The organism is Chroococcidiopsis cubana SAG 39.79 (assembly GCF_003991895.1).
In the GTDB taxonomy this organism is placed as follows: Bacteria; Cyanobacteriota; Cyanobacteriia; order Cyanobacteriales; family Chroococcidiopsidaceae; genus Chroococcidiopsis; species Chroococcidiopsis thermalis.
This window is the reverse complement of sequence record NZ_RSCK01000041.1, coordinates 31,252-57,959: the sequence shown is the minus strand read 5'-3', so window position 1 is coordinate 57,959 and position 26,708 is coordinate 31,252. Positions and strand designations below refer to the sequence as shown.

The 26,708-nt window shown below is 39.7% G+C and carries 21 protein-coding genes; 19 read left to right on the top strand and 2 right to left on the bottom strand.

Features of this window, described 5'->3' with window-relative positions; all coding sequences use genetic code 11:
- The first annotated feature begins 578 nt into the window (after nt 1–578).
- Both DSM107010_RS21730 and DSM107010_RS21725 read left to right on the top strand, forming a co-directional pair.
- Nucleotides 579–899, top strand: coding sequence for a hypothetical protein (locus DSM107010_RS21730; protein ID WP_015154489.1), 321 nt, complete (start codon nt 579–581; stop codon nt 897–899).
- 24 nt (nt 900–923) lie between these two features.
- Nucleotides 924–2,309, top strand: a complete 1,386-nt coding sequence (locus tag DSM107010_RS21725) for an alpha-amylase family glycosyl hydrolase (protein ID WP_127023919.1) — start codon at nt 924–926, stop codon at nt 2,307–2,309.
- A gap of 58 nt (nt 2,310–2,367) precedes the next feature.
- Here the strand turns inward: DSM107010_RS21725 and DSM107010_RS21720 are convergent, their stop codons facing one another.
- The gene (locus DSM107010_RS21720; protein ID WP_015154491.1) at nt 2,368–3,609 is read right to left on the bottom strand and encodes a glycosyltransferase family 4 protein; all 1,242 of its coding nucleotides are present in this window, start codon (nt 3,607–3,609) and stop codon (nt 2,368–2,370) included.
- A 526-nt stretch (nt 3,610–4,135) separates the two neighbouring features.
- Between DSM107010_RS21720 and DSM107010_RS21715 the strand changes: the two genes are divergently transcribed.
- The 3 genes from DSM107010_RS21715 to DSM107010_RS21705 all read left to right on the top strand — a co-directional run bounded on the left by DSM107010_RS21715 (nt 4,136) and on the right by DSM107010_RS21705 (nt 8,677).
- On the top strand, nt 4,136–5,167 hold the full coding sequence (locus DSM107010_RS21715; protein ID WP_106167139.1) for a GDP-mannose 4,6-dehydratase: 1,032 nt from the start codon (nt 4,136–4,138) through the stop codon (nt 5,165–5,167).
- A 247-nt stretch (nt 5,168–5,414) separates the two neighbouring features.
- The gene (locus DSM107010_RS21710; RefSeq protein WP_127023917.1) at nt 5,415–6,335 is read left to right on the top strand and encodes a phytanoyl-CoA dioxygenase family protein; all 921 of its coding nucleotides are present in this window, start codon (nt 5,415–5,417) and stop codon (nt 6,333–6,335) included.
- Nucleotides 6,336–6,892: 557 nt separating this feature from the next.
- Nucleotides 6,893–8,677, top strand: a complete 1,785-nt coding sequence (locus DSM107010_RS21705) for a right-handed parallel beta-helix repeat-containing protein (RefSeq protein ID WP_127023914.1) — start codon at nt 6,893–6,895, stop codon at nt 8,675–8,677.
- A gap of 74 nt (nt 8,678–8,751) precedes the next feature.
- Here DSM107010_RS21705 and DSM107010_RS21700 read toward each other — a convergent pair whose 3' ends face one another.
- Nucleotides 8,752–9,108, bottom strand: coding sequence for a response regulator (locus DSM107010_RS21700; protein WP_015154495.1), 357 nt, complete (start codon nt 9,106–9,108; stop codon nt 8,752–8,754).
- A 1,123-nt stretch (nt 9,109–10,231) separates the two neighbouring features.
- Between DSM107010_RS21700 and hepC the strand changes: the two genes are divergently transcribed.
- The 14 genes from hepC to DSM107010_RS21630 all read left to right on the top strand — a co-directional run bounded on the left by hepC (nt 10,232) and on the right by DSM107010_RS21630 (nt 26,664).
- The gene (gene hepC, locus DSM107010_RS21695; RefSeq protein WP_015154496.1) at nt 10,232–11,062 is read left to right on the top strand and encodes a heterocyst development glycosyltransferase HepC; all 831 of its coding nucleotides are present in this window, start codon (nt 10,232–10,234) and stop codon (nt 11,060–11,062) included.
- 251 nt (nt 11,063–11,313) lie between these two features.
- Complete coding sequence (locus DSM107010_RS21690) at nt 11,314–11,589, top strand: hypothetical protein (protein WP_015154497.1); 276 nt, start codon at nt 11,314–11,316, stop codon at nt 11,587–11,589.
- Between the two features lie 251 nt (nt 11,590–11,840).
- The gene (locus tag DSM107010_RS21685; protein ID WP_106167132.1) at nt 11,841–13,115 is read left to right on the top strand and encodes a glycosyltransferase family 4 protein; all 1,275 of its coding nucleotides are present in this window, start codon (nt 11,841–11,843) and stop codon (nt 13,113–13,115) included.
- Nucleotides 13,116–13,458: 343 nt separating this feature from the next.
- Complete coding sequence (gene hepA, locus DSM107010_RS21680; RefSeq protein ID WP_106167130.1) at nt 13,459–15,300, top strand: heterocyst formation ABC transporter subunit HepA; 1,842 nt, start codon at nt 13,459–13,461, stop codon at nt 15,298–15,300.
- A 186-nt stretch (nt 15,301–15,486) separates the two neighbouring features.
- Complete coding sequence (locus DSM107010_RS21675) at nt 15,487–16,386, top strand: glycosyltransferase (RefSeq protein WP_106167127.1); 900 nt, start codon at nt 15,487–15,489, stop codon at nt 16,384–16,386.
- An 85-nt stretch (nt 16,387–16,471) separates the two neighbouring features.
- Nucleotides 16,472–17,608, top strand: a complete 1,137-nt coding sequence (gene rfbB / locus DSM107010_RS21670) for a dTDP-glucose 4,6-dehydratase (protein WP_106167125.1) — start codon at nt 16,472–16,474, stop codon at nt 17,606–17,608.
- Nucleotides 17,609–17,815: 207 nt separating this feature from the next.
- Nucleotides 17,816–19,057 carry a methionine adenosyltransferase gene (gene metK / locus DSM107010_RS21665; RefSeq protein WP_127023911.1) on the top strand — a complete coding sequence of 414 codons (1,242 nt, stop codon included), beginning with the start codon at nt 17,816–17,818 and terminating at the stop codon, nt 19,055–19,057.
- The gene (locus tag DSM107010_RS21660) at nt 19,054–20,070 is read left to right on the top strand and encodes a methylenetetrahydrofolate reductase (protein ID WP_106166661.1); all 1,017 of its coding nucleotides are present in this window, start codon (nt 19,054–19,056) and stop codon (nt 20,068–20,070) included. Before metK ends, DSM107010_RS21660 begins: the two co-directional genes overlap by 4 nt.
- Nucleotides 20,067–21,125, top strand: a complete 1,059-nt coding sequence (locus DSM107010_RS21655) for a class I SAM-dependent methyltransferase (RefSeq protein ID WP_106166660.1) — start codon at nt 20,067–20,069, stop codon at nt 21,123–21,125. The genes DSM107010_RS21660 and DSM107010_RS21655 overlap by 4 nt, the downstream gene beginning before the upstream one ends.
- A gap of 165 nt (nt 21,126–21,290) precedes the next feature.
- A complete protein-coding gene (locus tag DSM107010_RS21650) occupies nt 21,291–22,133 on the top strand; it encodes a glycosyltransferase (protein ID WP_127023908.1) in 843 nt (280 codons plus the stop codon).
- 202 nt (nt 22,134–22,335) lie between these two features.
- A complete protein-coding gene (locus tag DSM107010_RS21645) occupies nt 22,336–23,202 on the top strand; it encodes a glycosyltransferase (protein WP_106166659.1) in 867 nt (288 codons plus the stop codon).
- Nucleotides 23,203–23,268: 66 nt separating this feature from the next.
- Nucleotides 23,269–24,261 (top strand): KpsF/GutQ family sugar-phosphate isomerase, encoded by a 993-nt coding sequence (locus tag DSM107010_RS21640; RefSeq protein WP_015154507.1) that lies wholly within the window; start codon nt 23,269–23,271, stop codon nt 24,259–24,261.
- Nucleotides 24,262–24,297: 36 nt separating this feature from the next.
- Nucleotides 24,298–25,074, top strand: coding sequence for a 3-deoxy-manno-octulosonate cytidylyltransferase (kdsB, locus tag DSM107010_RS21635; RefSeq protein WP_106166658.1), 777 nt, complete (start codon nt 24,298–24,300; stop codon nt 25,072–25,074).
- On the top strand, nt 25,075–26,664 hold the full coding sequence (locus DSM107010_RS21630; RefSeq protein ID WP_106166657.1) for a glycosyltransferase family protein: 1,590 nt from the start codon (nt 25,075–25,077) through the stop codon (nt 26,662–26,664).
- Nucleotides 26,665–26,708 lie beyond the last annotated feature (44 nt).

Here is a 26,708-nt window from a genome sequence, read left to right as displayed (position 1 = left end):
TGGGTTTTTTCTCTAAATCTCAGCATTGACCAAAAAGTGGTCACTTCAACAGGATTGACCGCTTTTTTCTTGATTTAGTCCAAACTCCAGGGATTAGCTCAGACACCAAAATATTCGTATCAACAACTAAGCGCATACTATTCGGGTTGAGACAAGTCCAAATCTTGGCTGAGTTTTTCTTCATCCCGATCGCTTTAGGCTAATGCCGTTTCCACTGTTCGGGAAAGTCGCATCAATGCTGCTTGAACTTCTGCGTCATCTGATTCCCTGACTGGAAGATAAAATCCGACGATCTTGCCGTGACGTTTCACCGCGTTTGCGAAGCGTGCGCTCTGTGCATTCGCTTCATCACTTGCTAAATAGCTAAGAAGCTTTGTCCCTAAATTCGCGTATACCTACGCTTTTCATTTTGACTCCCAAAAAGCGATCGCTATGTGGTCACATTTTAGCAAGATATCGAGAGCGATCGCGCAAGTTGACGATCTTGTCTTCACCAAGTTTGTTAATGAAGAATACGATCGCTGGCTAATTTTGCATCGTATACTTCTGGATGAATTACTGTTTTTTAGAGCGAAAAAGTGAATGAAAAGGCTTTAGTCAAAACTGTTAGTCAAGGTGATAGACCGATGTTGCAATCTATCAGCCATTGTTCGGGAGCGATCGCCGGAGCAATAATTATATTTCTTGGCATTGCCAGTTTAGTACCCGCGATCGCCACTGCACCTACCCCGCCGCAACTCGTCCCAGCCAAGTTAAAAGGTCAAGCCGTTTATGTTTTGTACTTGACCCGTAGTAGCGATAAAGTTTTAGTCCGCTGCTACCCAGGACAGCAACCCAAGGTGGAGGTACAAGCGAAAGCCGACGGCACTCAAGAAGGGATTTTGACTTGTGGAAATTAAATAAATTTAGCTTTCTAGAAATTTATGCGTTGCCAGAAATTTGTTGTCTTGGCGATTTCCCTAGTCATAGCTTTTAACTTACCTGGTTTGGCACAAGTAGCAGAACAGCCAGTGGCGATTTTTCATGCCTTTAATCAAAACTATAATGATGTCAGAAAATTTGTCTGTCAACTTGCCGATCGAGGATACTCTCACATCCAAATTGCTCCAGCACAAAAATCTAATTCGAGTCAAGAATGGTGGGCGCGATATCAACCCGTAGATTATGACGTTATTGAAGGAAAAGGTTCTCAAGCAGATTTACAACAGTTAATCGCTCAAGCTCATAAATGCAAAATTAAAGTCATTGCTGATGTTGTTTTCAACCATACAGCTAACTTAGGTGGTGGCGATAATTTTGAAGATTTAACTAAATTTCCAGGTCTGACTCAAAATGATTTTCATTCTGCTCCAGGCAATCCTGGCAAGAAACCCTGTGATATCAATTATAGCGATGGAAACAGAAACTCGGAGCTGAATTGTTGGTTGGGGGGACTTCCCGATCTAAAATATACTGCCAATGTGAAAAAAATTCAAAAGGCTCATTTAAAGAAACTGCTTGACCTGGGAATTGATGGATTTCGATTTGACGCTGCCAAGCACATGCCAGCAAATGTTGTTAAAGAGTACGTCGATTATATTAATCGCGAAAGTCAAGGCAAGACCTGGAATTATCTGGAGGTAATTACAGATAGCGACACCCGTGCGGACGATTACAAATGGATTGCTGCTGTGACAGACTTTATCCTTTACAACTCGATGAAAGCAGCATTTACTAGCAGTGGAGATTTGCGATCGCTGCGAGTGCCAACAGCCATAGATGACTCGCGCAGCATCACCTTTGGCAGAAACCACGATACGATTCGGGAGATTAATGCTGATGCGATTAACCCCTACGACGATGCTTCTGACTCTTACCTGGCAACAGCTTACGTACTAGCCAGAGAAAGTGGCACTCCCTTAATACTCAACTGGGATAATGCTGATGCGCCATACATCAAAACTGGTGTGAAGTTTCGTCAAATTATGCGCCAACGGGGTAAAGCAGGTGGCAACGTCAAAGAAAATGTTTTAGCTGCCGTCAATAGTTCAACTGTCTTGTTGATGGAACGAGGCAATGAAGGATTTTTTGTGGTGAATAAAGCGGTAGGTAAATTCGATATTCCGATGCTGGATTTAACTCTGACGAATATAGAAGGATGTTATCGAGAATTACGAAATAACTTTACAGTTGCTGTCGAACGTCGTCAAAATGGCAAGAAATTTGTCACTCGCTGGGGAACGCAGAATCGAGGTGGTATGGAAGTCCAAGGACGCGATGCCCTTTACTTCATTCGCGAACCTTGGCAACAGTGTCAGATAGGCAGATAGTTTGTCATTCTTGGCGCGATCAAGGCAACCGCTGAACCGAGCGCCTCCCGAGCGGTTTCTAATGTTTAACTATTAAGCTGAATAAATAATTCTCTAAACAGTCATTTGCTTGCTTCCAACTCCAATTTTCTAGTACGTATTTTCTAGCTCGTTCGCCCATTTTTTCTACTATATCAGGATTATCTAAAAGAGATGAGATAGCTTTACCAATCAGAATTGGATCGTCACCATTAATTAAAAAACCATTAATTCCATCTTTGATACTTTCTCTAACTCCTCCTTCAGCGATCGCCACAACCGGAGTTTCACAAGCATTTGCTTCAAGAGGCGCAAAACCAAATGGCTCTAAAACAGGAGTATAAATCATAACTGAAGCTTGGCTCAAAAGTTTGACGATCTCAGCATCAGCGATCCGCACCTTGGGTATGAAGTTAACTTCTAAAGATCTAGCAAGCTGCGCAACTTTCTGCTGATAATTATTGACAGAAAAATTTCCGATCCATATTAAATCTGGTCTTTTTTCTTTCTGTATTGTGCTGATAGCGCGAACTGCACGCTCAAGTCCTTTGCCAGAATAAATACTTCCAAGACCAACGACAATTTTCTTGCGAGGAACTTGTGATGGCTTAAAGAGTTCGGTATCAATTCCTAGATAACAAACTTTAGCATCTAATCCATAAGCTCTTAAAACACTTTCTCGACTAAAAAGGGAATTAACTAAAACTACATCGAACGCTCGCGCATTCTGTAATTCTTCTCGAACTTGAAGCCTATACCCTTGTACCTGAATCAGATTTTTGAGAAATGCTGAGACATAACTATTCGACCACCAAGCCTTTGCCGGAGGTGGTATAGCTGCCCAAGGCAAGCTTGGTATCGCTTCGTATAGCTCCCGATTAGGTTCTTGAAGATAAATAGCTGTTGGTACTTTGACATATCGACCAATTGCAGTCGTGCGAAAAAAAGTACAGGCATTGGCGAAAAGTACATCGAAGCCACCACAGTTAATTTCAGCAGCACATTGTTGACAATGTGTATCCATCGCTTGGATGCTATTCAACGCATGAAAATAAGGTGAAAATGGCTGTTTTATAAACTTACTCCTTCTTTTCATAGGTGACTGAGCAAGTGGTACTATATTTTCTTTGATTAATTCATTTAAAGGAAGATAAGATTGGTCTGCCGTTGGAGGACACCAAGATTCTAAAGTATGACCGCGCTCCAATAAGCCTTTTACGTGATGATATAAGGCTCTCTTTCCACCACCACTTGGTAAGTTATGCCAGATAGCAATTTTCATATACAATTACGCTTTTTCAACATATTCCTTCAATAGTCAAATTTTGTCATTCTAGAAAAGTTCAGTAATATTGTCTGACTAGAGCTATTGTAGATACCAAGATATCAGGACGCTATAGCGTTTAGCACGACTATGAAATCTCATGTTTAAAAGTTATAGAAAAGTTAATGCGATCGCCAGTTATATAACTATTCTCAAATTGCATCAAAAAACGTATCTTTTTGCTTTTTCTATTCCGATTGTCTTGACTCGATTTATTTAGCTATGAAATACCTGAACTTATCCGTATTGATTAATGCAAATTTATAGAGGAATATGTTAGAGACTTTTAAAGCTGATAGCAATCAATTAAAATGTAAAAACTTGTACAAAACGACCTTATAAAACAGGTTTTTATAAATCTTTGGACGTTAAGGTATAAAAATTTGCGATCGCTGTTAATTGTTTAATTCTTGCGACTACTCATAATTTTTTTTGAAATATAGTTTGCGATTGAGTTCTCCAGGGGAAAATAGTAAATTTTCTTATGAAAAAAGCATTAATTTTTGGAGTATCAGGTCAAGATGGGGCGTATCTAGCTCAGTTGTTAATCGATAAGGGTTATGCTGTTTGTGGAACATCACGAGACGCACAAGTTTCTTCTTTCCAAAATTTAATACGCCTGGGAATCCGCGAACAATTGAAATTAGAGTCCGTTGCCCTAAATGACTTTCGTAGTGTTTTACAAATTTTGAATAAATTTCAGCCAGATGAAGTATACAATTTATCAGGACAAAGTTCAGTCAGCCTCTCTTTCGATCAACCAGTTGAAACCTTTGAAAGTATCTCACTTGGTACTTTAAATGTATTAGAAGCCCTACGCTTTATCGATCGCCCCATTAAATTTTACAATGCTGCCTCAAGTGAGTGTTTTGGAGATACTGAAGGCAAAGCAGCAGATGAAACTATGCCATTCCGTCCTAAAAGCCCTTATGCCGTAGCTAAGGCATCCGCTTTTTGGCAAGTTGCTAACTACCGCAAAGCCTACGATTTGTTTGCTTGTTCTGGTATTCTATTTAACCACGAATCTCCTTTGCGACCGGAGAGATTCGTCACTCAAAAGATTGTATCCGCAGCTAACCGAATTGCTAAAGGTAGTAAGGAAAAGCTTTATTTAGGCGATATTTCTATTCAGCGTGACTGGGGATGGGCTCCAGAGTACGTTAAAGCAATGTGGCTAATGCTACAACAAGGGCAGCCAGATGATTACGTCATTGCAACCGGAGAAAGTTGCAAATTAGAAGATTTTGTAGCAGCAGCCTTTGCCTGTGTAGGCTTAGACTGGCGCGATCGTGTTGTAATAGATACAAGTTTATTCAGACCAACAGAAATTGCTGTTAGCAAAGGTAATCCCGCTAAAGCCAGAAAAAAGCTGGGATGGCAAGCGCATTATAAACTCAACGATAATGCTGTTGTACAAATGATGCTTCAAGCACAAGCTGAGCTTGTGAATGGTAGGAAGACAGCAGCCTACAATAAGGAAAGAGATAAATATTTAGGTCTAGCTACAGCTTTTTAGAATGACTTTCAGCATTACTAGCTGGAAAGCCCAGCGAAATTACGAAATAATTCCGAACATTGCGATCGCGGTTTTCAATAAAGCTTAACTAAAACCGATCGTAATGAAAAGGACTGAACTTTTCTGACTTTTTCTGTATCGCTTACTTTCGTAATTTGCAGTAGCATCTCAAAAGAAAATTTTCTATATTCATTGACAACTGTATTTTTCCTAGTTAAGTCAAAGTAGCAAAGACTTAGAATCCGCTATGAGCATAACTATTTCTTATTCTTACTGGTACAAGCTATATTTTAAGTTTAAACGAAGGCTAGGTGAGTATACCGATCATGGATTCAAAAATCCTCAATGGCTACTCATGTTTATTTTTGGGCGTATACATATTATTCGTTCGCTCATGATTTTATTAGCTAGTAAACCAGAGCTTATTATTCCCACGGCAGACTCTTCCTTATTTACGGAAATTGATGTTGATTCCGTTGTGGAAAATCTAAGACGAGATGGGGTTTGCTTAGGAATTCATTTGCCAAATTATGTATTAAGCGAAATTTTAGAATTTACTAATCAAACCTATTATTTGGGCAATGGTAGATTTGAACTTCCTTTCACTCTCAGCAATAAAGAAGAAGAAGAGGCTAAATATGGAAAGCCGTTCTTATTTGGCTATCATTATAAGCCTTCCCGATCTTGTACGGCAATTAAAAAGTTAGGAGATGACCCTAAGTTACGGCAAATTGCTGCAAAATATTTAGTGGGTGAGCCTATTCTTAAAAGTACCATGCTCTGGTGGAGTTTTGCTACTCCTGTAGAACAGTTAGATGAGCGCTTGCGATTCGCTCAAGGATTATTTCATTACGATCTGGATGATTACCGCTGCTTGCAATTTCTGTTTTATCTAACAGATGTAGATTTGTACAGCGGTCCCCATGCTTATGTAAAAGGTAGTCATAGTCAGAAAAAGCTACAATATCAGTTGTCCATAGATAGAGATAAATCTGAACGAGATTTAATTAATTATTACGGTAGTGAGAGAATTGTCAATATTTGTGGAGAAGCGGGGTCGGGATTTGCTGAAGATCAGTTTTGTTTTCACCGAGCAAATATTCCTACTAAGAAAGATAGACTCATCCTTCAAATCAAGTTTGTTTTAAATAATTATAGTTTTTCTTAAAGCTTCAATTATGTTAGGAAAAAGGATAAGTTGCTAGGTTCTAATACTTCTTTCCAACATAAATTTAGAGCGAAGCCGCATTCTCTAGAGATAGATTTTGACGTATGAAAATCGCCTGAAAATCTATTTTTAGAAAGATTGTACAACTGCTAATTTACTTAGAAAATAATCCCAGAGTATTGTCAAGTTTTCTGGAGCAATCTCTGGGATATTGTTGTATTTGTTCTAATGGATTTTGCCTTAATATTAACTGGTTGGAACTTGCCATTAATAATTCTGTCTATTCTTCATAATAATGTCTGCCTAAATGTCAAAAATTAAACAAAGCATTCTCCCTATATAACTAGTTTCTCTAAAAATGTAACTTAACGATAAAATCGAGCAAATTTTAAAATATCAAAAACTGGAGTTATATGAGATCGAAAATAGTTTCTAAGCTCGTACTATTCTGTGGTCTTGTTATGCTGATGTTGACATTATCTACATATAAAAGTGCCTCTATCACTACTTTCTATGTCGATGCAAAGTCAGGGAATGATTTATTAGGAAATGGCTCGATGGCAAGACCCTGGAAAACACTTCAGAAAGCTGCCGAATCGATGGGGACAGATGATACGTGCATTATTAGGCAAGGAGTGTATAGAGAAACGGTCATACCGAAAGACGGACAAACCTTTGTGGCTGCGCCTGGAGAGCGGGTTGTAGTGACAGGTACAGATCTTGTCAGCAATTGGTTTCGTCATTCAGATAATGTCTTCCGTACTTCACTGCCCAAAAAGGTCTATGCCGTATTTGTTCAAGGCAACTATCTTTCTCTTGCCCGATATCCTAATGTAGGTAACGGTTACCTCGATTCGAGAACATGGGGCGCTACACAAGTCAATAACAATGGTAGAGGAAGGGCAAACGTCCAGTTTTTGAACGGCATGAACGTATTTAGCGGCTTTTGGAATGGAGGCTACTTCCTCGGACTCAATGGAGATAACTTTTATGCTCCCAACATAGGCAAGATCGCTTCTTCTAGTGGCAACAAACTCGCTCTAACAGAAATTACCGAGACGATCTCTAACCCTGCGTGGCATGAATTTGAGGGCAGCGGTAGAGGCTTTATCATCAACCACTTAAATGCACTTGATGCGCCAGGTGAATGGTATTGGGGAAATTCAACCCTTTACATCTATCCACCAAATAAAGAGATGCTGACATCAAAGCTTGTTGAAGCTCAAGTAAGACTGTGGGGATTCGATCTGAGTCAGCGCAAAAATGTGACAATCAAAGGCATCGTCTTTCGAGGTGCTTCCGTGCGGATGGAGAATGCAGTCAACTGCACGATCGATCGCTCGATCTTTCGCTACCATTCTCCCTTTCAAGCAAATTACAACGGTCACGGCTATGTGGCATTTCCAGGAATTTCTGTCTCGGGTTCCGATAATACCGTTAAGAATTCGTATATCGGACACGGATGGGGTGCGGGAATCTCAATATCAGGCAGTCGCACAACCATTGAGAATAATTTTGTTGAGGACTTAACTTGGGGCAGCCAGGGCGCTCCAATTATTGTCAGTGGTAATGACAATAGGATCTTCAGAAATACGGTACGAAAGAGTGCTGGCACGGGGATTCATGCCGGAAGCATACGTCGTTCCCAGATCGTGTATAACTCCATCTCCGACACGGGGCGGCTACTGCTTGACAGCGGACAATCGGGAATTTATATTTGCAATTTCTGCGATCGTCCGACAGATAAGAGAACTCTTGAGGGTGGTGTCATTGCATACAATTACATTGGCTTAGTCAACACTTCTTTTGTTGACAATGGAAAAGGTATGGCAATTTATCTAGATGATGGAACGCATGGTGCATACATCCATCACAATGTTACTAATACTGGTGGGCGAATTAATTGGGCAATATTCATTCACTATAACGGTCACGCTATCAAGGACGTTTTTGTAGATAACAATACCCTCTGGGGTTATGACGATAAGGCTGTCTTTTTCGCCGGAAACTGGAATGGTAAGGGTGGTGGCACGAAGAATAGCCGGATATCGAACAATATTGCACAGTTGCCAGAAACGACATATTACGACAAGAGTGGTGGCGCTGCAATCTCGAATAATCGGGGAGGGGTTGTATCTTCGGAATTTGTAAATCCGAGGACAGGGGACTTTCGCCTGCGCAGTCATTCTCCTTCGATCGACGCTGCGGTTCCCTTGTTAGGCATAAACATGCCTATACCTGATGGAAAGCCAGATGTGGGGGCTTACGAATATGGTGCTGTTGGATTGGTTGCAGGTTCCTCTATTCAAGGCGATCCACAAGACACCTTTCTAGAAAGATGACTCTTCATACAAAGCTACTCTCACCAGCATACAATCGCTTTTCGTAAAATGTCTCGGCGACTCGGCGATCGCAGTCAAAACCGATCTCGAATTGCCGAGAGTAATTCGTTTAAGTTTATAGGCTTAGTAAAATAACCGTCAGCTCCTTGTTGTAAAGCACGGCGACGAGTTGCCATGTCTGCCTCAAATGAAAGAAACCAAAACGGTATACCAGCTGTAGATGGTTCGCTGCGCAATATTCTTAAAACTTCGTATCCACTTAGCCTCGGTAGATTGAGTTCGCAAATAATTAAGTCTGGCTGTTGTTCTCTAGCTATTTGTAAACCTGTTCGAGCATTATTTGCAGTCAGAACTTGAAAATTATTCAAGGTAAGAAAATCGTCAATTAATAGTAGAGAATATTCATCATAATCGATTACTAAAATCTCCATTACAGCTCTTTTGAATATGAGGTGACAAAGATAAAAAGTAAATCCTACAAATACGTAACAAAAACTGTTACGGAAAACTTGCTATTAATAAGGATGAATTTTGCTTTCCTAAACTAGCGCGGCGGAGATTTACCTAACGAGCTACATCAGATAGTAAGGAAGTAGCTATAACAGTAAAAGCAACATTAGCAAGTCTAAATGTGTAAAATTTACACATTTAGACTATTGGCTGACCTAGATTAATTTAGTTGAAGTAGAAACAATCTAGTTAAATTCATCTTTGAGCCACTTTTGAACACGCTGGCATTCTTGCTGTGATTTATAGCAATTCTCGATTATATGGATGACATTTGTAGGGGCGCACAGAGAAAGCGCCCCTACCAGACGTGTATTGCATCCAATTGAAAACCGCTATAGCTATTTTCAAGATTTACCCAATATAAATAACGTTTTCGGAGGTGTGCTGCATTAGCAATCGCTCTCTTGTTGAGAGTGATTAAAAAATATAAAGGTTGTTGAAATTACTACAAAGTAGCAATATTATTTATAGTTAACAGACAATTTTTCATACAAAAATACTACTAGCTTTAACTATGCGGAGTCTATTTACTACTGTCTATGAGGAAAAGTTCAGGGATATTATAGTATTTGAAGAGTAGTCTTGCCAAGCTAGTAATAAATTGATAGAATATAAATAATTAAAGTTTTGGCAGTTCTTATTTTAAAAATAATAGTTTATAAAAAATTCAGTTGTGACTCAACGATAAACTATTTTTTGTAAGCCAATAGGTAGACAAATCGAAAACTTAAAAGAGGTTCGGAGCTTGTAAGAAAGCTCGACATCTAGTCTGTTAGAGAAGACACTTAGAGTGCACTATACCGGACCAAGAGAATAGACTCTACGTGCTGAGTTCGAGCGAGCGCACTCTAATGAAAATAGATAACAACATGTATTTAAATTGTGCAGCGAACGCTACTCAGAATTGACGAAAGCTTCACAATAAAGTCATTTTGCTAAGTTTGAAGATAGCAAAGTAGTAATCGCGGAAAGATTAGCGCAACAGATGATAAATCAACACCGCTTTTGAGCAACAGTTTTCATAGCCTTTATCGATACCTCACTATGCAAAATTCTGAATTGAACCTCGCTCTAAGAGTTTTAGATGGCTATTCTAGTGCCTCTCCTCTGAAGTATGGGCAAATAGAGAGTATAAGTCCCAACTATGAGGTGAAACTTCGGCAGGGACAGCTTTTAGTAAAGCTTGCTTCCAGTCAAGATCGTAGTAGTCTACTTTCATCTCGGGATCGACAGTTTTTGACTGAGTGGCTGCAATATTGTCCCGCGCGTTTAGTTCGCATAGATCCAGCTTTAGGTGCGATCGCGATCCAACTTTGGGCAGATGTCTGCAAGCAAACAGAGAAGGTGACTTTTTTACGAATTCCTCCCGCACAGGGACTTCGCAAACATCAACATCGGTTTAGCTGGTGGGTAAAACGAATAGTCGATCGCGTTATTGCTATTGTATTATTACTAACTCTTAGCCCAGTCTTTTTAGGGCTTTCCCTACTCATTTATTTTGACTCACCAGGGCGAATTTTTTCCTATCAATGGTGTGTTGGAGAAAGGGGCAAGCTGTTTCAGAGGATCGAATTCCGTACAACGGCTTCAAATTTGACAACGCAACACCATCAAACCACAAACGATCGGCAAGATCCAGATAAGTGTAATGATTTGCATGTTACAAGACTAGGTTGTTGGATGCGTAAATATAGCTTGAATAAGCTGCCACAACTACTAAATGTGGTACGAGGCGACATGAGCTTTGTAGGTTCATCAGCTTACGGTTTAAAGGATGCTATAAGACTTGCTCCTGATAGCCAGAGGCAACTGAATGCACTACCAGGGATAATCGCTCTTTCCCATCTGAATTTTAACTTGTGGGCGAAAAAATAAGGAATAAAAGATAGTGGTAGGGAATTGGTTGAGGAGCTATTTGGTATGTTATTACTCCTTCAAACGAATTGAGTATTATCTAGCAAAGCGAATTGCCCGAGCTAAAGCAATATATTCCGGTTAAGAATAGCAAAATCTTGAAGAGTCTCTCACTTCCTGAAAAAAGGATAGGGATTTAGTCTTAACCAGAAGGTGTTGCAACCTAAAGATGTAGAACAGAAAATTATATTTTCGAGGAAGGTACATTAGGGATGAACCCCTTACAAGTAGCTGCTCTAAAACAGTTTCTGGTGAACAACCATTTTGTCTACAGCGAGTATAATGAGGATGCAGGTGCAGTCGTTTATACCTTCACTATTGATGTTTGGACAATGACTGTAGCTTACGGCGATGAATGTTATTACTGCCTCTATAACAATTTCACTGAAGAGTCATTTTGCGAAGATTTCGATAATGTATCCCTAGTTATGCGCGTGTACGACATGCTAAGTTTTTTGAAAGAAAATTTTCGACTTATACCTAGATAAGTGATAATAGATGATAATTCAAGGAGCTACACTATTTATGTCTATAAAGCGACCTATTGCAAAATAGATAACAATAGCTCCTAATTGGATTGATTGCGAGAGTGTTGTATAAGTTAGATTTTTGTGGTAATTGCCGATCGACGAATAGTATGAGTTGATGCGTGTCAGCAAATCAAAGTGTTCGGATATTTAAGAAAATTCATATCAGCACAACCCGTCAGCATGTAATAGATATTTACTTATAAAATCTAATGAACACTCTAGTTCTCAGTACTTTCGATCTTAATGGTGGAGCTGCTCGCGCTGCTTATCGCTTACATTTAGGTTTGCAAGGTGGTGGCTTGAACTCTAAAATGATGGTACAGTATAAGTCTAGTAATGATAAAACAGTTCTCGAACCTTCAAATAAGTTTGGGAAGTGGGTTAACAGATTGAGACCGAATCTGGATGGGCTACCATTGCAATTTTACCCCAAGCGTAACTGCAACATCTTTTCTTGTCAGTGGCTTCCAGACGCGCTCGAATCAAAATTAAAGCATCTCTGCCTTGACGTAATTAATCTTCATTGGAATTGTGGTGGCTATTTAAGTATTGAGAGCCTTGCTAAATTCAAAATACCTTTAGTCTGGACTATCCACGATATGTGGGCGTTTACTGGAGGTTGTCATTATAGTCAAGGCTGCGATCGCTATACTAGTTCTTGTGGATCTTGCTTCCAACTTCACAGCAATAATCCGCACGATCTCTCTCATTGGATATGGCAACGTAAAGCAAAAGCATGGAAAGAATTAGACTTAACCATTGTTGCTCCTAGTATTTGGTTAGCTAAATGTGCTAAATCAAGCTCTTTGTTTAAAGATCTGCGAATAGAAGTAATTCCTAATAGCTTAGATACTCAAAAGTACAAACCAGTCGAGCGAGGCGTAGCACGAGAAATACTCAACCTGCCACAAGACAAGCAACTTATTCTCTTTGGTGCGGTAGAATCGACTAGCGAACCTAGAAAGGGTTTTCATCTACTTCAAGCTGCTCTACAAAACCTGAGTCAATCTGGATGGCAAGATACAGTAGAGCTAGTCGTTTTTGGTTCTTCTCAACCTGAAAATTCAGTTGAATTGGGTTTCAAGTCTCACTATTTAGGAAATTTTAGTGACGACCTTTCACTCGCACTAATTTATGCAGCAGCAGATGTTTTTGTGGCTCCATCAATTCAAGACAACTTACCAAATACTATAATGGAAGCGATTGCTTGTGGTACTCCATGCGTAGCTTTTAATATTGGTGGTATGCCCGATCTGATCGATCACCAAAAAAATGGCTACTTAGCTCAAAAATTGGAAGTCGAAAGTTTGGCTCGGGGTATTTCTTGGATACTGGAAGATAGCGATCGCTACCAAAATTTACGTCAATCTGCTCGTACAAAAGCAGAACAAGAGTTTTCTTTAGAAATACAAGCACGTCGTTATATAGAACTTTTTGCAAAAGTTATTGATGAAAATATTCGCGATCGGATTGCAATTGGATAAGGCTGAAATCTAAACATAGATAGTTAAATACTGTTTTCCAAATATTTTAATTTAACAAATTGTTGATAGCTGATGGCTGAAGTTTCGCACTTTTCAGGAGTTTGTAATTTTAATTGTGTTTTTGTAAAATAATCTATGTATAGGAGCCGTAAAAGATTGGTTATTGGCAACAATAATGAGATGTTTGTAATTCAAAAAGAAAGGCTAGATAACTTGACATAACTTAGAGCTTGAAAGTCTAGTACTACTTTTAAAACTACCAAGAAAAATTAATTGGTACAGTTCGCTCAATGAATGATTGAGGTAGATAGAGAAATAGTTTGAAACTTAAACGAGAAAGCACGTGGATCTTAAATTACCTACTCCGATTTCTACAATTTTGATGAGAACAAGCTTATGGCGAAATAACTACTTTATCTTACGAGAATTCAAGCACTTTCGTAAAATTGCTATATCAGCAATAATCTTTTCGTTATTTGCAGCAGTATTTGAAGGAATTACGATTGGTTTTATCACGCTTTTTCTGCAAACGTTTACTACTCCTGATGCTTCACCAATTAAAATAGGAGTTGATTGGTTTGATCTTTGGGTTTTAGGGATAAACTCATCAGCTTCCAGCCGCCTTTATCGAGTAGCTATCTTAATTTTTCTCACTGTTTGGCTGCGTTTCAGCTTTGTATATCTAGGTAACTTCACAACTACGCTTGCCGAACTACATCTAGCAAATTGTATACGGAAACGGATTTTCGATCAGTTCCAAAAACTAAGTTTGAGTTTTTTTCTGAAAAAGCGTGCAGGCGAGTTAATTAATAACATTTACGGCGAAGCTAACCAACTTAGATTAGCTGTTGGTGTGGCTTCTGCCTTAATTTCTAAAGGCTTTACTTTATTAGTGTATACGCTATCGATGTTTTGGCTGTCTTGGCAACTGACAGTTATTTCGATTCTGATGTTTGTTCTACTAGCAACAGGTTTAGCTACACTAGTCAAACGGGTAAGAGAAGCTAGTTTTGAGGCTGTAACTGCTACTCACCACTTCATGTCAATGGTAATGGAATATATTACCGGTGTTCGTACCGTTCAGGTGTTTGCGGCTTATGATTTTGAGTTTCAGCGGTTTAACAAAGCGACTACGGAATTGATGCGTACTCATGCTAAATCCGCAGCTGCCTCAGCACTAGTACAACCGATTACTGAAGCTGTAGCTAGTACTATTCTTCTAGTTATGCTAATTGCAGCAGTTGCAGTTTTTGTGGCAAGTGATAGGTTAGAAATAGCCTCACTACTAGCATTTTTATTTGTTTTATTACGGACTGCACCAGTGGTGGCACAGATCAATGCAGCTTGGGCGCATGTTAATAGCTTTCAAGGCTCATTAAATAGTATTAAGCAGCTCTTGAAAACTGATGACAAACCTTATTTACAAAATGGGACAATTCAATTTTTAGGATTAAAGCAATGCATTGAATTTGTTGCTGTAGATTTTGCCTACAATCCTCATCAACTAGTGCTAAAAGATATCACTTTAACAATGAAGCGAGGACAGATGACAGCATTAGTTGGTGCTTCTGGTGCGGGTAAGTCCACCATAGCGGATCTTCTTCCCCGTTTTTACGATCCTACAAGAGGCAAGATTCTGATTGATGGAGTCGATTTGCAAGATTTCGACATCAATACGTTGCGGCGTAAGATAGCTATGGTAAGTCAAGATACGTTTATTTTTAATACATCTGTCCGTAACAATATTGCTTACGCTATGGAAGATGTTGATGAAGCTGCGATTCAAAAAGCGGCTCAACTTGCTAATGCACTAGAGTTTATCCAAAACCTGCCTGAAGGTTTCGATACACAGTTAGGAGATCGAGGAGTTAGGCTCTCTGGAGGTCAACGGCAGCGGATTGCAATTGCTCGTGCCTTACTGCGCAACCCAGAAATTCTGATCTTGGATGAAGCGACGAGTGCGCTAGACTCCGAAGCTGAGCGATTAATTCAGGAGTCTATAGAACAACTTGCTGTAGGTCGAACAGTAATTGCGATCGCTCATCGACTCTCTACAATTGTCCGTGCTGATAAGGTGGTCGTGCTAGAGCAGGGACAAATTGTAGAGCAGGGAACATATAAAGAGTTATTAGAACGACGCGGTAAGCTTTGGAAGTATCATCAGATGCAACATCAGACGAATTGAACTCATACAGTTAAACTCACACAGTTAAACTCATACAAAATCAAATCTAGTGTTTGAGTAGGTAGAGTAGCAAGGCTATTTTTATTAAATAATGAGCAATAAAAACTTGAGTCTTGACTCAAAAAGAATAGGTAACAGCTTCTGAGAGAAAGCAACTACACTTGACTGAACAAAGGAACATAGCTGATGTCTAGTAGACGTGATGTAACATTTATCATTGTTTCCTACAATTCAGATAAAACATTGGAAGCATCAATTAATTCCTGTCTTGCATCTGTTCAAAAATACTATGCAAACACTGGAGCAGTTGTAGTTTATGACAATGCTTCTTCTGATAATTGCCCTCAAATTATTGATAACTTTGCTAATAAATATTCATCTATCTTTATAGGTATTAAAAGCAATGAAAACATAGGATTTGGTAAGGCTAACAATAAAGCCGTTCAACTTTCTCCTAGTAAGACATACTTTTTAATCAATCCCGACGTTGTATTTGAACCCGAGATCGTTAATACCTTAACTGCGACATTAAATTCAGCAAATGATATTGCAATCGTCTGTCCTAAACTTCTTTACCTAGATAAATCTATTCAGCCTTCGATCCGAAAATTCCCTTCCTTTACTTATTTTTTACTAAGGAATTTACTAGGTGAAAGATTACAGCAGCGTTTTTATCCATTCAAGTACTACTACGATATAGCACCAACTTTAGACAGCGCCGTTGAGGTTAACTGGGCTATTGGTGCTTTTATGGTTGTTTCACAAGATTATGTAGATAGATATGGTTTATTTGATGAAAGGTTTTTTCTTTACTTTGAAGATGTGAGTTTGTGCGTGGATGCATGGCTAAATGGATTTAGGGTAATCTTTCAACCTCAAGTTCACGCGCTACACATGTACCAGCGGGTAAGTACGAGTTCAAAATTCAATTACATGAAGTTACTACACACAGTTTCAGCATTGCGCTTCTTTGCAAAGTACAGACCATATAAGAAGAGGTGGCAATTACTAACTCATTTACTTGAGTTAAATTTGAGTTTGAAGTCTCCTTTTAGATTTCTACTATTAACAAGACGTTGGAGTTAACTAAATGATATCAATAGCTAGTAAGATTAGCGATCGCTTTGAGTGATGACATCCCAGAATTACGTATCTCCTTTGTAGAGGCATTATGAACGATCTCTTTAAATCTGAAAGACACGGATGCAGTGAGGAAACACCACAAACTGTATTGGTAACAGGTGGCGCTGGTTTTATTGGTGCAAACTTCATCCTCCAAGCTAGAGGAGCGCAATGGTATAACGTAGTTAATCTAGATAAGCTGACCTATGCCAGTAATTTACAAAATTTGACAGCTTTAGAAAACGATTCTGGATACCGTTTTGTTAGAGGTGATATTGGCGATCCAGAGTTGGTAAGTCATTTATTAGAGCAATATCAACCTGATGCAGTCATTAACTTTGCTGCCGAAAGCCATGTCGATCGCTCAATCTTAAATCCCTTATCCTTTGCTCTGACTAATGTAACGGGTACGCTTCAGCTACTAGAAACTTGCCGAGCCTATTGGCAAAAATTACCACTCCACAAACACGAGAGATTTCGCTTTTTGCAAGTGTCTACTGATGAAGTTTATGGCTCGTTGGGTAAAACAGACTTACCCTTTTGCGAAAACAATCCTTACGAACCTAATAGTCCCTACGCAGCGTCTAAAGCGGGAGCCGATCACTTCGTGCGGGCATACTACCATACGTATGGTTTACCTACCCTAATCACCAATTGCTCGAATAATTACGGTCCTCGCCAGTTTCCCGAAAAGCTGATTCCTTTGACGATTCTCAATGCTATGGAAGGACAGCTTTTGCCGATATACGGTGACGGGCAGAACATTAGAGACTGGCTGTACGTATCCGACCACTGTGAAGCCCTTCATCTCGTTCTACAACAGGGAAAAGTAGGTGAAACCTACTGTATTGGAGGTCAGAACGAACAAACAAACTTAATGGTTGTGGAAAAAATTTGTACGATTTTGGACGAATTGTTACCTAGCAAACCTAACTTTTCTCACTCTTCCTTAATTACTTTTGTTAAAGATCGACCAGGACACGATCGCCGATACGCGATCGACTGTACCAAAATGAATCGAGAGCTAGGCTGGAAACCAACCGAGAGTTTTGACAGTGGTTTACTAAAAACAGTGCAGTGGTATATTAATCATCCTCAGTGGGTAGAGCAGATCCGCACTGGAGCTTATCAAAGCTGGATCGAGCAAAATTACACCGATAGAACAGCTAACTACTTATCTGTGTAGCGATCGCAACACGAACGTAAGCCAACCGAACTTTTCTGTATCGACAAGTTTTAATTGCCCGTCCATAATCAAAACAATACATTATTTTTAAGTCGAACGGTAGTTAAAAATAACTGTACTTCTTGTATGCAATACTCGTAGATTTGAAACGATCGAGTACTGACAAGATGAAAATACTGGACTTGCATAAATTGGACTTGTATAAACATGGAGGCGTACAATTTGAGCAGATATTTGTTCACATCAGAGTCTGTAACAGAGGTGCATCCTGACAAAATTTGCGATCAGATTTCGGATGCAATTCTGGATGCTCACTTAAGTCAAGATCCCACTAGTCGCGTGGCAGCAGAGGTAGTCGTCAATACTGGCTTAGTACTAGTAACAGGTGAAATCTCCTCAAAAGCAAAAGTGGATTACGTCAAACTAGTCCGACAAAAAATTGCTGAGATTGGTTACACTGATGCAAATAATGGTTTTTCTGCGAATAGCTGTTCGATATTAGTTGCTCTAGACGAACAGTCACCAGACATTGCTCAAGGGGTCAACAAAGCGCAGGAGTACGAGCAAGGTGATAGCGAAGATGATTGGAGTGCTATTGGCGCTGGCGATCAAGGAATCATGTTTGGCTATGCTTGCAAAGAAACTCCTGAGTTGATGCCACTGCCGATTAGTTTAGCTCATCGCCTTGCTCGGCAGTTGGCAAAGGTACGGAAAATTGGCAAGCTCTCTTACTTGCGCCCTGATGGTAAAACTCAAGTGACAGTTGTTTACGAGAATGGTCGTCCTGTAGGTATAGATACGATTCTAATTTCTACTCAACATTCAGAAGCAACAACCTTAGGAGAGATTTATCAAGGGTTGCTACTAGAAGTCGTCGAACCTGTATTTGCCGATCTTGATATTCAGATCGATAATTCCACTCGTTTTTTAGTCAATCCTACAGGCAAGTTTGTCATTGGTGGACCCCAGGGGGATTCTGGACTCACTGGACGCAAAATTATTGTCGATACTTACGGCGGCTACTCGCGGCACGGAGGTGGTGCTTTTTCGGGTAAAGATCCTACTAAAGTGGATCGATCGGCAAGTTATGCTTGTCGTTATGTAGCCAAAAATATTGTGGCTGCTGGCTTAGCCGATAAATGTGAAGTACAGCTCAGTTATGCGATCGGCATGAGCAAACCAGTGAGCATTTTGATTGATACCTTTGGAACGGGCAAACTACCCGAAGAAGACTTGCTTAATTTGGTCAATCAACACTTCGATCTACGACCTGCTGGTTTAATTCATACCTTCAACATGCAAGGTTTACCTCAAGAACGCAACGGTCGTTTCTATCAAGATGTAGCTGCCTACGGTCACTTTGGTCGAATGGATTTGGATCTACCCTGGGAACGCTTGGACAAAGTTCCACAGTTACAGGAAGCTATTACAGTTCAGATGTCAGCATGACCGAGCAATATATCACCGATCGCGACAGTCGCAACAGCTTCCGTACAGCAGTTAAATCGGGGAAGTTTTTAATCACTGCCGAGGTCACTCCTCCCAAAGGAAGCGATCCGACTCGGATGATAGAAGTGGCATTAGCTCTGAGAAATTGGGTTCACGCAGTTAATGTGACAGATGGTAGTCGCGCAGTTTTAAGAATGAGTCCTTTGGCTGCCGCAACGATTCTGTCACAGCACGGAATTGAACCCATCTGTCAAATGACGTGCCGCGATCGCAATTTGATTGCGATCCAAGCCGATTTGATGGGGGCGAATGCTCTTGGCATTAACAATATCTTGGCTCTCACAGGCGATCCGGTAAAAGCGGGAGATCATGCCCAAGCTCGAAGCGTCTTCGATCTAGAAGCTGTAAGGCTCTTACAAACTATTACGAAACTCAATCAAGGATTTGATTATAACGGAAAAGGTTTGTGTGACGGAGCAACACAAATATTTCCAGGCGCAGCAGTCGATCCACAACTTGCTAGTTGGTCGGGATTACAACGACGTTTTGAGCGTAAGGTTGCAGCAGGAGCGCAGTTTTTTCAAAGCCAAATGATTGTTGACTTTAGCCGCTTAGAGAAGTTTATGAGTCAAATTGCAGTTAAGTTTAATAAACCAATTTTAGCTGGAATTTTTTTACTAAAATCTGCAAAAAATGCTCAATTCATTAATCAATACGTTCCAGGTGTGAATATTCCCCAGGCAATAATTGCGCGGTTGGAACAAGCTACCGATCCATTACATGAAGGCATAGTCATTGCAGCAGAACAAGTACGATTAGCTCGTCAAGTATGCCAAGGCGTTCATATCATGGCGGTTAAACGAGAAGATTTAATTCCTCAGATTCTTGAAATGGCTGAAATTTCACCTCAAGGTCAATCCGTGCAGAATGTAGCAACTACTAGGATAGCTTTAGCAGAGCCACTACTACGCAGGAATAGCCACAACACAAATAATTTCCACACAAGGTTATGAATGCATCTACAACATTAATTCCCTCCACAACTTCGGTAGAGACAGAGGAAATATCTGCCTGTCCTAATTGTAGTAGCAAAAAGCTAGAACTTTGGTGTAGGGCTTACGATAGACAGCACAAAAGTAGTCAGCAAGAATTTATATATTCTAGATGTAAAGAGTGTAATTTAGTCTTCTTATCAGTCAGACCAGTAGAAACAGAAGTTTATAAATTTTACCCTGAGAATTACGGTCCATACCAAGGAACACTAAATCAGCGGCTACAACAAGATACAAATTTATCAAACGAGCGATCGCTTGGCGATCGGCAAAAATATCAATATGTTCGTAAAATTCTCAAAGCCTCATTCAATACTTCTAAAGCTAGTTTAAAAGCTCTACCTTTTAAGGATTTCATAAGGGAGATTCAAGAATTTTATCAACCCACAGGAGAAGCTGCAAAACTACTTGACTTTGGTTGTGGTTCAGCTCAATTTCTGAATGAAGCTCGCGAGCAAGGGTGGAATACTCTTGGTATGGACTTTTCAGAGCAAGCTGTAGAACAAGCTAGCCGAAATGGACATAAAGCCTTGCAGGTATCTCCAACAGTTTGGAACGAAATAGAGGATGAATCCTTGGATTTTGTGAGAATGAACCACGTCCTAGAGCATCTTTATCATCCAAAACAAGTCTTAACGGCGATCGGACGAAAGATGAAACCAGGGGCTATACTACATATTGCAGTGCCAAATCCACATGGAATTTCATCTCAAATTTTTCGTTCCCAATGGTGGGGCTTAGAATGTCCAAGACATATAATGCTCTACTCTCCCCCAGTCTTAAAAGATTTTCTCATTCAACTCGATTTTTCCAATTTTAAGGTTTTTCATGAATCGATTACAAAAGACTTTGCTAGAAGCTTAGGTTATTTTCTCTGCGATCGCGGTCGCATATCTTCTAACGAAGTTGAAACTATGATGCAACGCAAGTTTCTATCTGCTCAACTCTACATTCCTATGAAAATTGCAGCAATCTGTAAAGCAGCCGATCGATTCCATATCTTTGCAAAAAAGTAATCGCACGACTTTATGCTTTCACCTACAATTGCTTGGAAACCAGTCGGACACATTAATACACCTAGTTCAAGACTTCGATGCTTTTTACCATGCCAGTATTTAAGGAATAGAGGGTGGTCTTGCGAACTATTTAACTCTAAAAAGATCGATCGCTATCAATTAGTTGTGTTTCAAAAAACATATGATGAGGAAAATATAGCACTTGCAAAGTCCTTAAAAACTAGAGGTATAAAAACCGTATTTGACTTATGTGATAACTTGTTTGTTTATCCTGATACCGCAGATAGACAAAGAGAAAAATTACTCCAAAGCATGATTGATGCTGTAGATGCAGTATCCGTTTCAACTCCAGAAGTTGAAAAGTTAATTCATAGTAAAAAGACGCGAGTTATTGATGATGCTATTGATGAACCTCAAATAAATTCTCTGATTAATTTTTGTTTTAAACGTAAGAACTATTTTAGAAATTCTACTGAGAAGCAATTTAAAGTAGTTTGGTATGGTAGTGCAGGATTAGAAAATCCTCCCTACGGCATAGTCGATCTACCTAGCGTGTTACCATTTCTAAATGAGTTACACTCTACATTACCAGTAAGCTTAACTGTAATCAGTAGCTCTGAAACTCTTTTTAAGAAATATGTGAATGGAGTTTCATTCCCCGTAAAATATTATAACTGGAAAAAAGCTACATTCCAATATTTGTTCAAACAACATGACGTATGTATCATCCCAATTAATATTAATCCTTTTACGATTTGCAAATCAAACAATCGGCTAATTTTGTCCCTTCTGTTAGGGGTTCCTGTTATTGCAGATAAGATTCCTAGCTATGAAGAGTTTCGCGATTTTATTTTATTTTCTGACTGGCAGAATAGTTTATACACTTATGCAACAAATAAAGAGTTACGGCATCAACACATTGCTCAAGCACAAAAATACATTAGCATGAAGTACAATAAAGATAGAGTTATATCACAATGGTCTTCTTTGTTTCAAGCACTCTTATAATTTTTTGCTTTCAAAGCATTATATAAAGAATATAAAAAACAAATTTTAGAAAACATGTATTTCAATCTAATAAATTGTTAAAGCATAAATTACTATCAATCTAGAATAAATCTTTACAATTTGTAGGTCACTATAGATTTATTAAGCATTGCATGGTTTTTTCAAACTCAATTTATTCAAGCTCTAGTAAAGAGAGTCTATTATGACACAAGATGAGCGAGTAAGAGTTTTTGTTGGCTCTGGGGAAGCAAGTCTTTTGGAGCGTAAAACCCTGATTCATTCCCTTCGTAAAAATACCCGAAAACCTCTCGATATTTATGTTTTTAATGGGACGCACAACTCAATTGAATTAAATGACGGAGAGCCTTTTCTAGCTCCAATGTCTTTAAAGGTTAAATATCAAAATATAACTGAATTTAGTCTTTACCGCTATTTAATTCCAGAAATTTGTAATTTTCAAGGTAAGGCAATTTATCTCGATTCGGATACTATTTGTCTTACAGATATTGGGACACTCTTTGAAACTCCTGTATCAGATTACGATTTTATAGCAAAAAAAGATGCTTATGCTGGAACCGATCTCTGGGGACTTAGCGTTATGCTAATTAACTGCGATAAGTGCCGATTCGATCTTGAATTAATTCTAGATGAAATCGATCGCGGCTTCTATTCTATGACAGATTTTACAGGTATGAGTCAGGCTTTTCTAGAGCGTCATTCCTATAGAATTGCTACACTCGATCCTCACTGGAATGTTTTCGACTATTGGGATCGACGCACTCATCTGATCCACTATACAAATCTCCACACTCAACCGTGGAAGTATCAAAATCATCCTTACGGTGAGTTATGGTTTGACTATTTTAAAGAAGCTCTGGAATCTGGCTACATTACTGTAAAGGATATCAAATTGAGTATAGATAGAGGCTATGTCAGACGCAATTTATTAAAAGGTAACTTCTCAGCGGTAGGAAGTTCGGTAAATTTTCTCAAAAAAGCTTTTCACTTCATGAAGCCACTGCTTGCAGAAAATCGGAGACGACTTGGCGTTTTTAATCAGCCAGCTTAACTTGTCCTCTCTCAAACTTGTACTCTCTCAAATCTCATATGGGCTTTTTATAGCCGCAGGTTAATGATGCAACAAATATTGAGTCAGCCTTACCTCAAACAAGTTACCGAACTCCTGAAATTAGAAGCGGAAGCGATCGCTCGTGTGGCGCATCGGCTTCAGTCGGAACAGGTCGAACAAGCAGTACAGCTATTGGCTAATTGTCAAGGCAAAGTCGTGGCGATCGGTGTTGGCAAGTCAGGAATTGTGGCACGAAAAATTGCAGCTACCCTCACTAGCACGGGGATACTAGCAGTTTACTTGCACCCGTCTGATGCTCTGCATGGAGATATAGGAATTGTTTCTGCTGGGGATGTCGCTATAATTCTGAGTAACAGTGGAGAGACAGACGAGATACTAGACATACTACCATATCTTAAATATCGACAGATCCCTTTCATTGCCTTGGTTGGCAATCTCAAGTCAACCCTCGCTCGTAGTGCCGATGTTGCATTGGATACATCTGTTGACAAAGAGGCTTGTCCTTTCAACTTAGCACCGACAACGAGTACTACAGTTTCCTTAGCACTTGGGGATGCATTGGCAATGACACTGATCCAAGTTAAGGGTTTCACTTCACAAGATTTTGCTTTCAATCATCCCGCAGGACGCTTAGGCAAACGTCTAACTTTAAGAGTTTGCGATCTGATGCATGGTGGTTCGGATAATCCCAAAGTCGTACCACAAGCATCTTGGTTTGAAGTGCTGCGTGCGATTAGTGAAGGTGGTCTTGGCGCGGTGAATGTCGTTGATGGTACAGGATATCTAGTCGGCATTATCACAGATGGAGACTTACGGCGTTGGTTGCAGAAGGTCAGCCTTACTAATATAGAGACGCTAAGCGCAGGGACGATGATGACAAGCAATCCAACGGTAGTTTCTGCCGATCTCCTTGCTTATGACGCACTGCAACTAATGGAAAATCGACCTCACCAGCTTTCCGTGTTACCAGTGGTCGATCGAGAACAGCAATGCCTTGGTCTGCTGAGGCTGCATGATATTGTGCGTAGCGGTCTCTAAAAACTGCTTGATGTTTCGCTTCTGGGAATAGTTGAAATGAAAATTTTGGCAGTGATTCCAGCTCGTTACAACTCACAGCGCTTTCCTGGTAAACCCTTGGTAAAGATTGGCGATCGCCCCATGCTGCAATGGGTTTATGAAGCGGCAATCAGTTGTCCTTCATTTAGTCAAGTTGTGGTAGCTACGGATAATGCAGATATAGCAGAGTGCGTCTGGAGTTTTGGCGGTGTTGTGGAGATGACTCGTACTGACCATGCTACAGGGACAGACCGAGTGGCGGAGGTAGCGGAACGTTATCCTGAGATGACTGCGATCGCTAACGTTCAGGGCGATCAACCGTTCGTCACTCCGCAAATGCTAACACAGCTAGTCAAACCTTATTTGCGCGGTGAATCGCCAGACATGACCACTCTAGCTTGTCCTCTAGCAGAGAAAGACTACGGCGATCCTAACGCGGTTAAGGTACTATGCGATCGTCGCGATCGCGCTCTTTATTTCTCTCGTGCGCCAATACCTTACTATCGCAACCATAAACCAGCACCCGTCTTTCATCATCTGGGACTCTATGCTTTCAGGCGTGATTTTTTAGCAAAGTATACCAAATTAGCGCCTACACCACTAGAAGATTGTGAAGGGTTAGAGCAACTACGTGTTTTAGAGCATGGTTATCGAATTACTGTCTGCCACACTCAAACATCTACAACTGAAATCAATACGCCAGAGGATCTGTTACAGGTTCAGGTATTGCTGGCTAAAAAAGCCATCCCAGTTCAGACCGATGCAATCCAAGCCAAAATTTTAGAGGCTGAATAAATGAGTTCTAGTAAAACAATTAAAGTTCTGACACTGTCAAAGTACTATCCTCGTGACAATGGTTTTATACCCGAGAACCAAAGCAACATTTATGCTTGCATGGACCCACCTGTTGAAGCTATTGAAGCAGGGAAGGCGATCGCTCTACCTCATGGTAAGTTTAAGATCGATCTAATTTTAAAACAGTTACCGTCTGGGTGGTGGCCCGATCTAGTTTCCATCAGTTCGACTCTAATGCTGGTACAGAATCCACCGATCCCTGTGGGAATTCCTAGCTTAACTTGTCCATCAGTGATGAAGCTAATTGATAGCCATCATATGCCTCGCCCAATTCAAAACTTGATTGAGTACGCTAAGTTGGTGGGCTGTCAATATCATTGGACGGGCTATACTCGCCATCACATTCATTTTTTTGTTGAAGCTGGTTTACCGAATGTATTTTGGATGCCAGGAGCGATCTCAATTCCTCCTTATGTACCAGAATCGGTGAAAGACAAAACTTACGATGTAATCTTTCGAGGTGCTGTCGATAGTAACCACTACCATCGTCGTGAATTCTTAAAGTTTTTACAGGAAGCCGAAATAAATGTAGATTTTAGTGGAAGTCCTTATGCAGAATGTTTGGATATATACGTTCAGTCCAAAATCGTGCTGAATTGTAGTTTAAATGGAGATCTGAATCGACGAGTTTATGAAGTACTCATGGTAGGAGGTTTTTTACTAACCGATCGCCTCGCTCTACAATCTGGTCTTCCTTTGCTATTTCAAGAAGGAGTACATTTAGAGTGTTACGGCTCCAAGCAAGAACTACTCGACAAGATAAAATACTACCTCAGTCATCCTGATGCGGCAGCAGAGATTGCCCGACAAGGGCATGAACTATTTATGGCAAAATATCATCCTGAAATTCTTGTAGAAAAATTTAATCAAATCGTTTTTGATGGCAAAAGTATTCCATCTATTTTTTCAGCTCAAGATGATGTAAGAGTCACTAATATTTTTAACAGAACAATTAATACAAATAATCTATATTCAAGATTAAAAATTTATGAATTACTACAGGAAGTCCACAGATTAAACTTTGAAATCGATCTGCTTTATTATAGAGGTAAAAATGAATTGCTAATTGCAGATTTATCCGACTTGCCTAAATTTCAGATTACGTCGGTCGATTCATCACAAGAGCTTGCTAATACTACAAAAGATTTTGAAGTAATCATAATAGACCTACCTAATGAAGTTTCAGATTTAGAGCATCTGATCGAGCAACTCAACCCATGCCTATCTGGCTGTAGTTTATTTCTAGCTTTAGGTAGTTCTTCTAGTATAAAACAAAAAAAATTGAATTCGTTGCTCAAATCCAAAGGATTAGTACCTACTCAATTTGTCGAGAGAGACAACCGCACTTATCTAGCTTATCAACGGCAGTTTGAAGAAAATCAAACTTTATCCCGAACGAAAAAGCTTAACTTAGAATTGTTCCGCTATTCTGATATAGAAGACTATAATAATCCTCTGAACAACAGTTCTGGTGGGATCAAGCAATTAGTTAAAAATTTAGTTCATACAATTAATATGAGGAAAGGCTAAATGAGTGAAGTACATACACCTACGCGATCGTCAGAAAATTAACT

Coding starts and splice junctions, on each gene's coding strand:
- DSM107010_RS21725 (WP_127023919.1), top strand. CDS start 924: ATGCGTTGCCAGAAATTTGTTGTCTTGGCGATTTCCCTAGTCATAGCT.
- DSM107010_RS21720 (WP_015154491.1), bottom strand. CDS start 3,609: ATGAAAATTGCTATCTGGCATAACTTACCAAGTGGTGGTGGAAAGAGA.
- DSM107010_RS21715 (WP_106167139.1), top strand. CDS start 4,136: ATGAAAAAAGCATTAATTTTTGGAGTATCAGGTCAAGATGGGGCGTAT.
- DSM107010_RS21710 (WP_127023917.1), top strand. CDS start 5,415: ATGAGCATAACTATTTCTTATTCTTACTGGTACAAGCTATATTTTAAG.
- DSM107010_RS21705 (WP_127023914.1), top strand. CDS start 6,893: ATGGCAAGACCCTGGAAAACACTTCAGAAAGCTGCCGAATCGATGGGG.
- DSM107010_RS21700 (WP_015154495.1), bottom strand. CDS start 9,108: ATGGAGATTTTAGTAATCGATTATGATGAATATTCTCTACTATTAATT.
- hepC (WP_015154496.1), top strand. CDS start 10,232: ATGCAAAATTCTGAATTGAACCTCGCTCTAAGAGTTTTAGATGGCTAT.
- DSM107010_RS21690 (WP_015154497.1), top strand. CDS start 11,314: ATGAACCCCTTACAAGTAGCTGCTCTAAAACAGTTTCTGGTGAACAAC.
- DSM107010_RS21685 (WP_106167132.1), top strand. CDS start 11,841: ATGAACACTCTAGTTCTCAGTACTTTCGATCTTAATGGTGGAGCTGCT.
- DSM107010_RS21675 (WP_106167127.1), top strand. CDS start 15,487: ATGTCTAGTAGACGTGATGTAACATTTATCATTGTTTCCTACAATTCA.
- rfbB (WP_106167125.1), top strand. CDS start 16,472: ATGAACGATCTCTTTAAATCTGAAAGACACGGATGCAGTGAGGAAACA.
- metK (WP_127023911.1), top strand. CDS start 17,816: ATGGAGGCGTACAATTTGAGCAGATATTTGTTCACATCAGAGTCTGTA.
- DSM107010_RS21660 (WP_106166661.1), top strand. CDS start 19,054: ATGACCGAGCAATATATCACCGATCGCGACAGTCGCAACAGCTTCCGT.
- DSM107010_RS21655 (WP_106166660.1), top strand. CDS start 20,067: ATGAATGCATCTACAACATTAATTCCCTCCACAACTTCGGTAGAGACA.
- DSM107010_RS21645 (WP_106166659.1), top strand. CDS start 22,336: ATGACACAAGATGAGCGAGTAAGAGTTTTTGTTGGCTCTGGGGAAGCA.
- DSM107010_RS21640 (WP_015154507.1), top strand. CDS start 23,269: ATGCAACAAATATTGAGTCAGCCTTACCTCAAACAAGTTACCGAACTC.
- kdsB (WP_106166658.1), top strand. CDS start 24,298: ATGAAAATTTTGGCAGTGATTCCAGCTCGTTACAACTCACAGCGCTTT.
- DSM107010_RS21630 (WP_106166657.1), top strand. CDS start 25,075: ATGAGTTCTAGTAAAACAATTAAAGTTCTGACACTGTCAAAGTACTAT.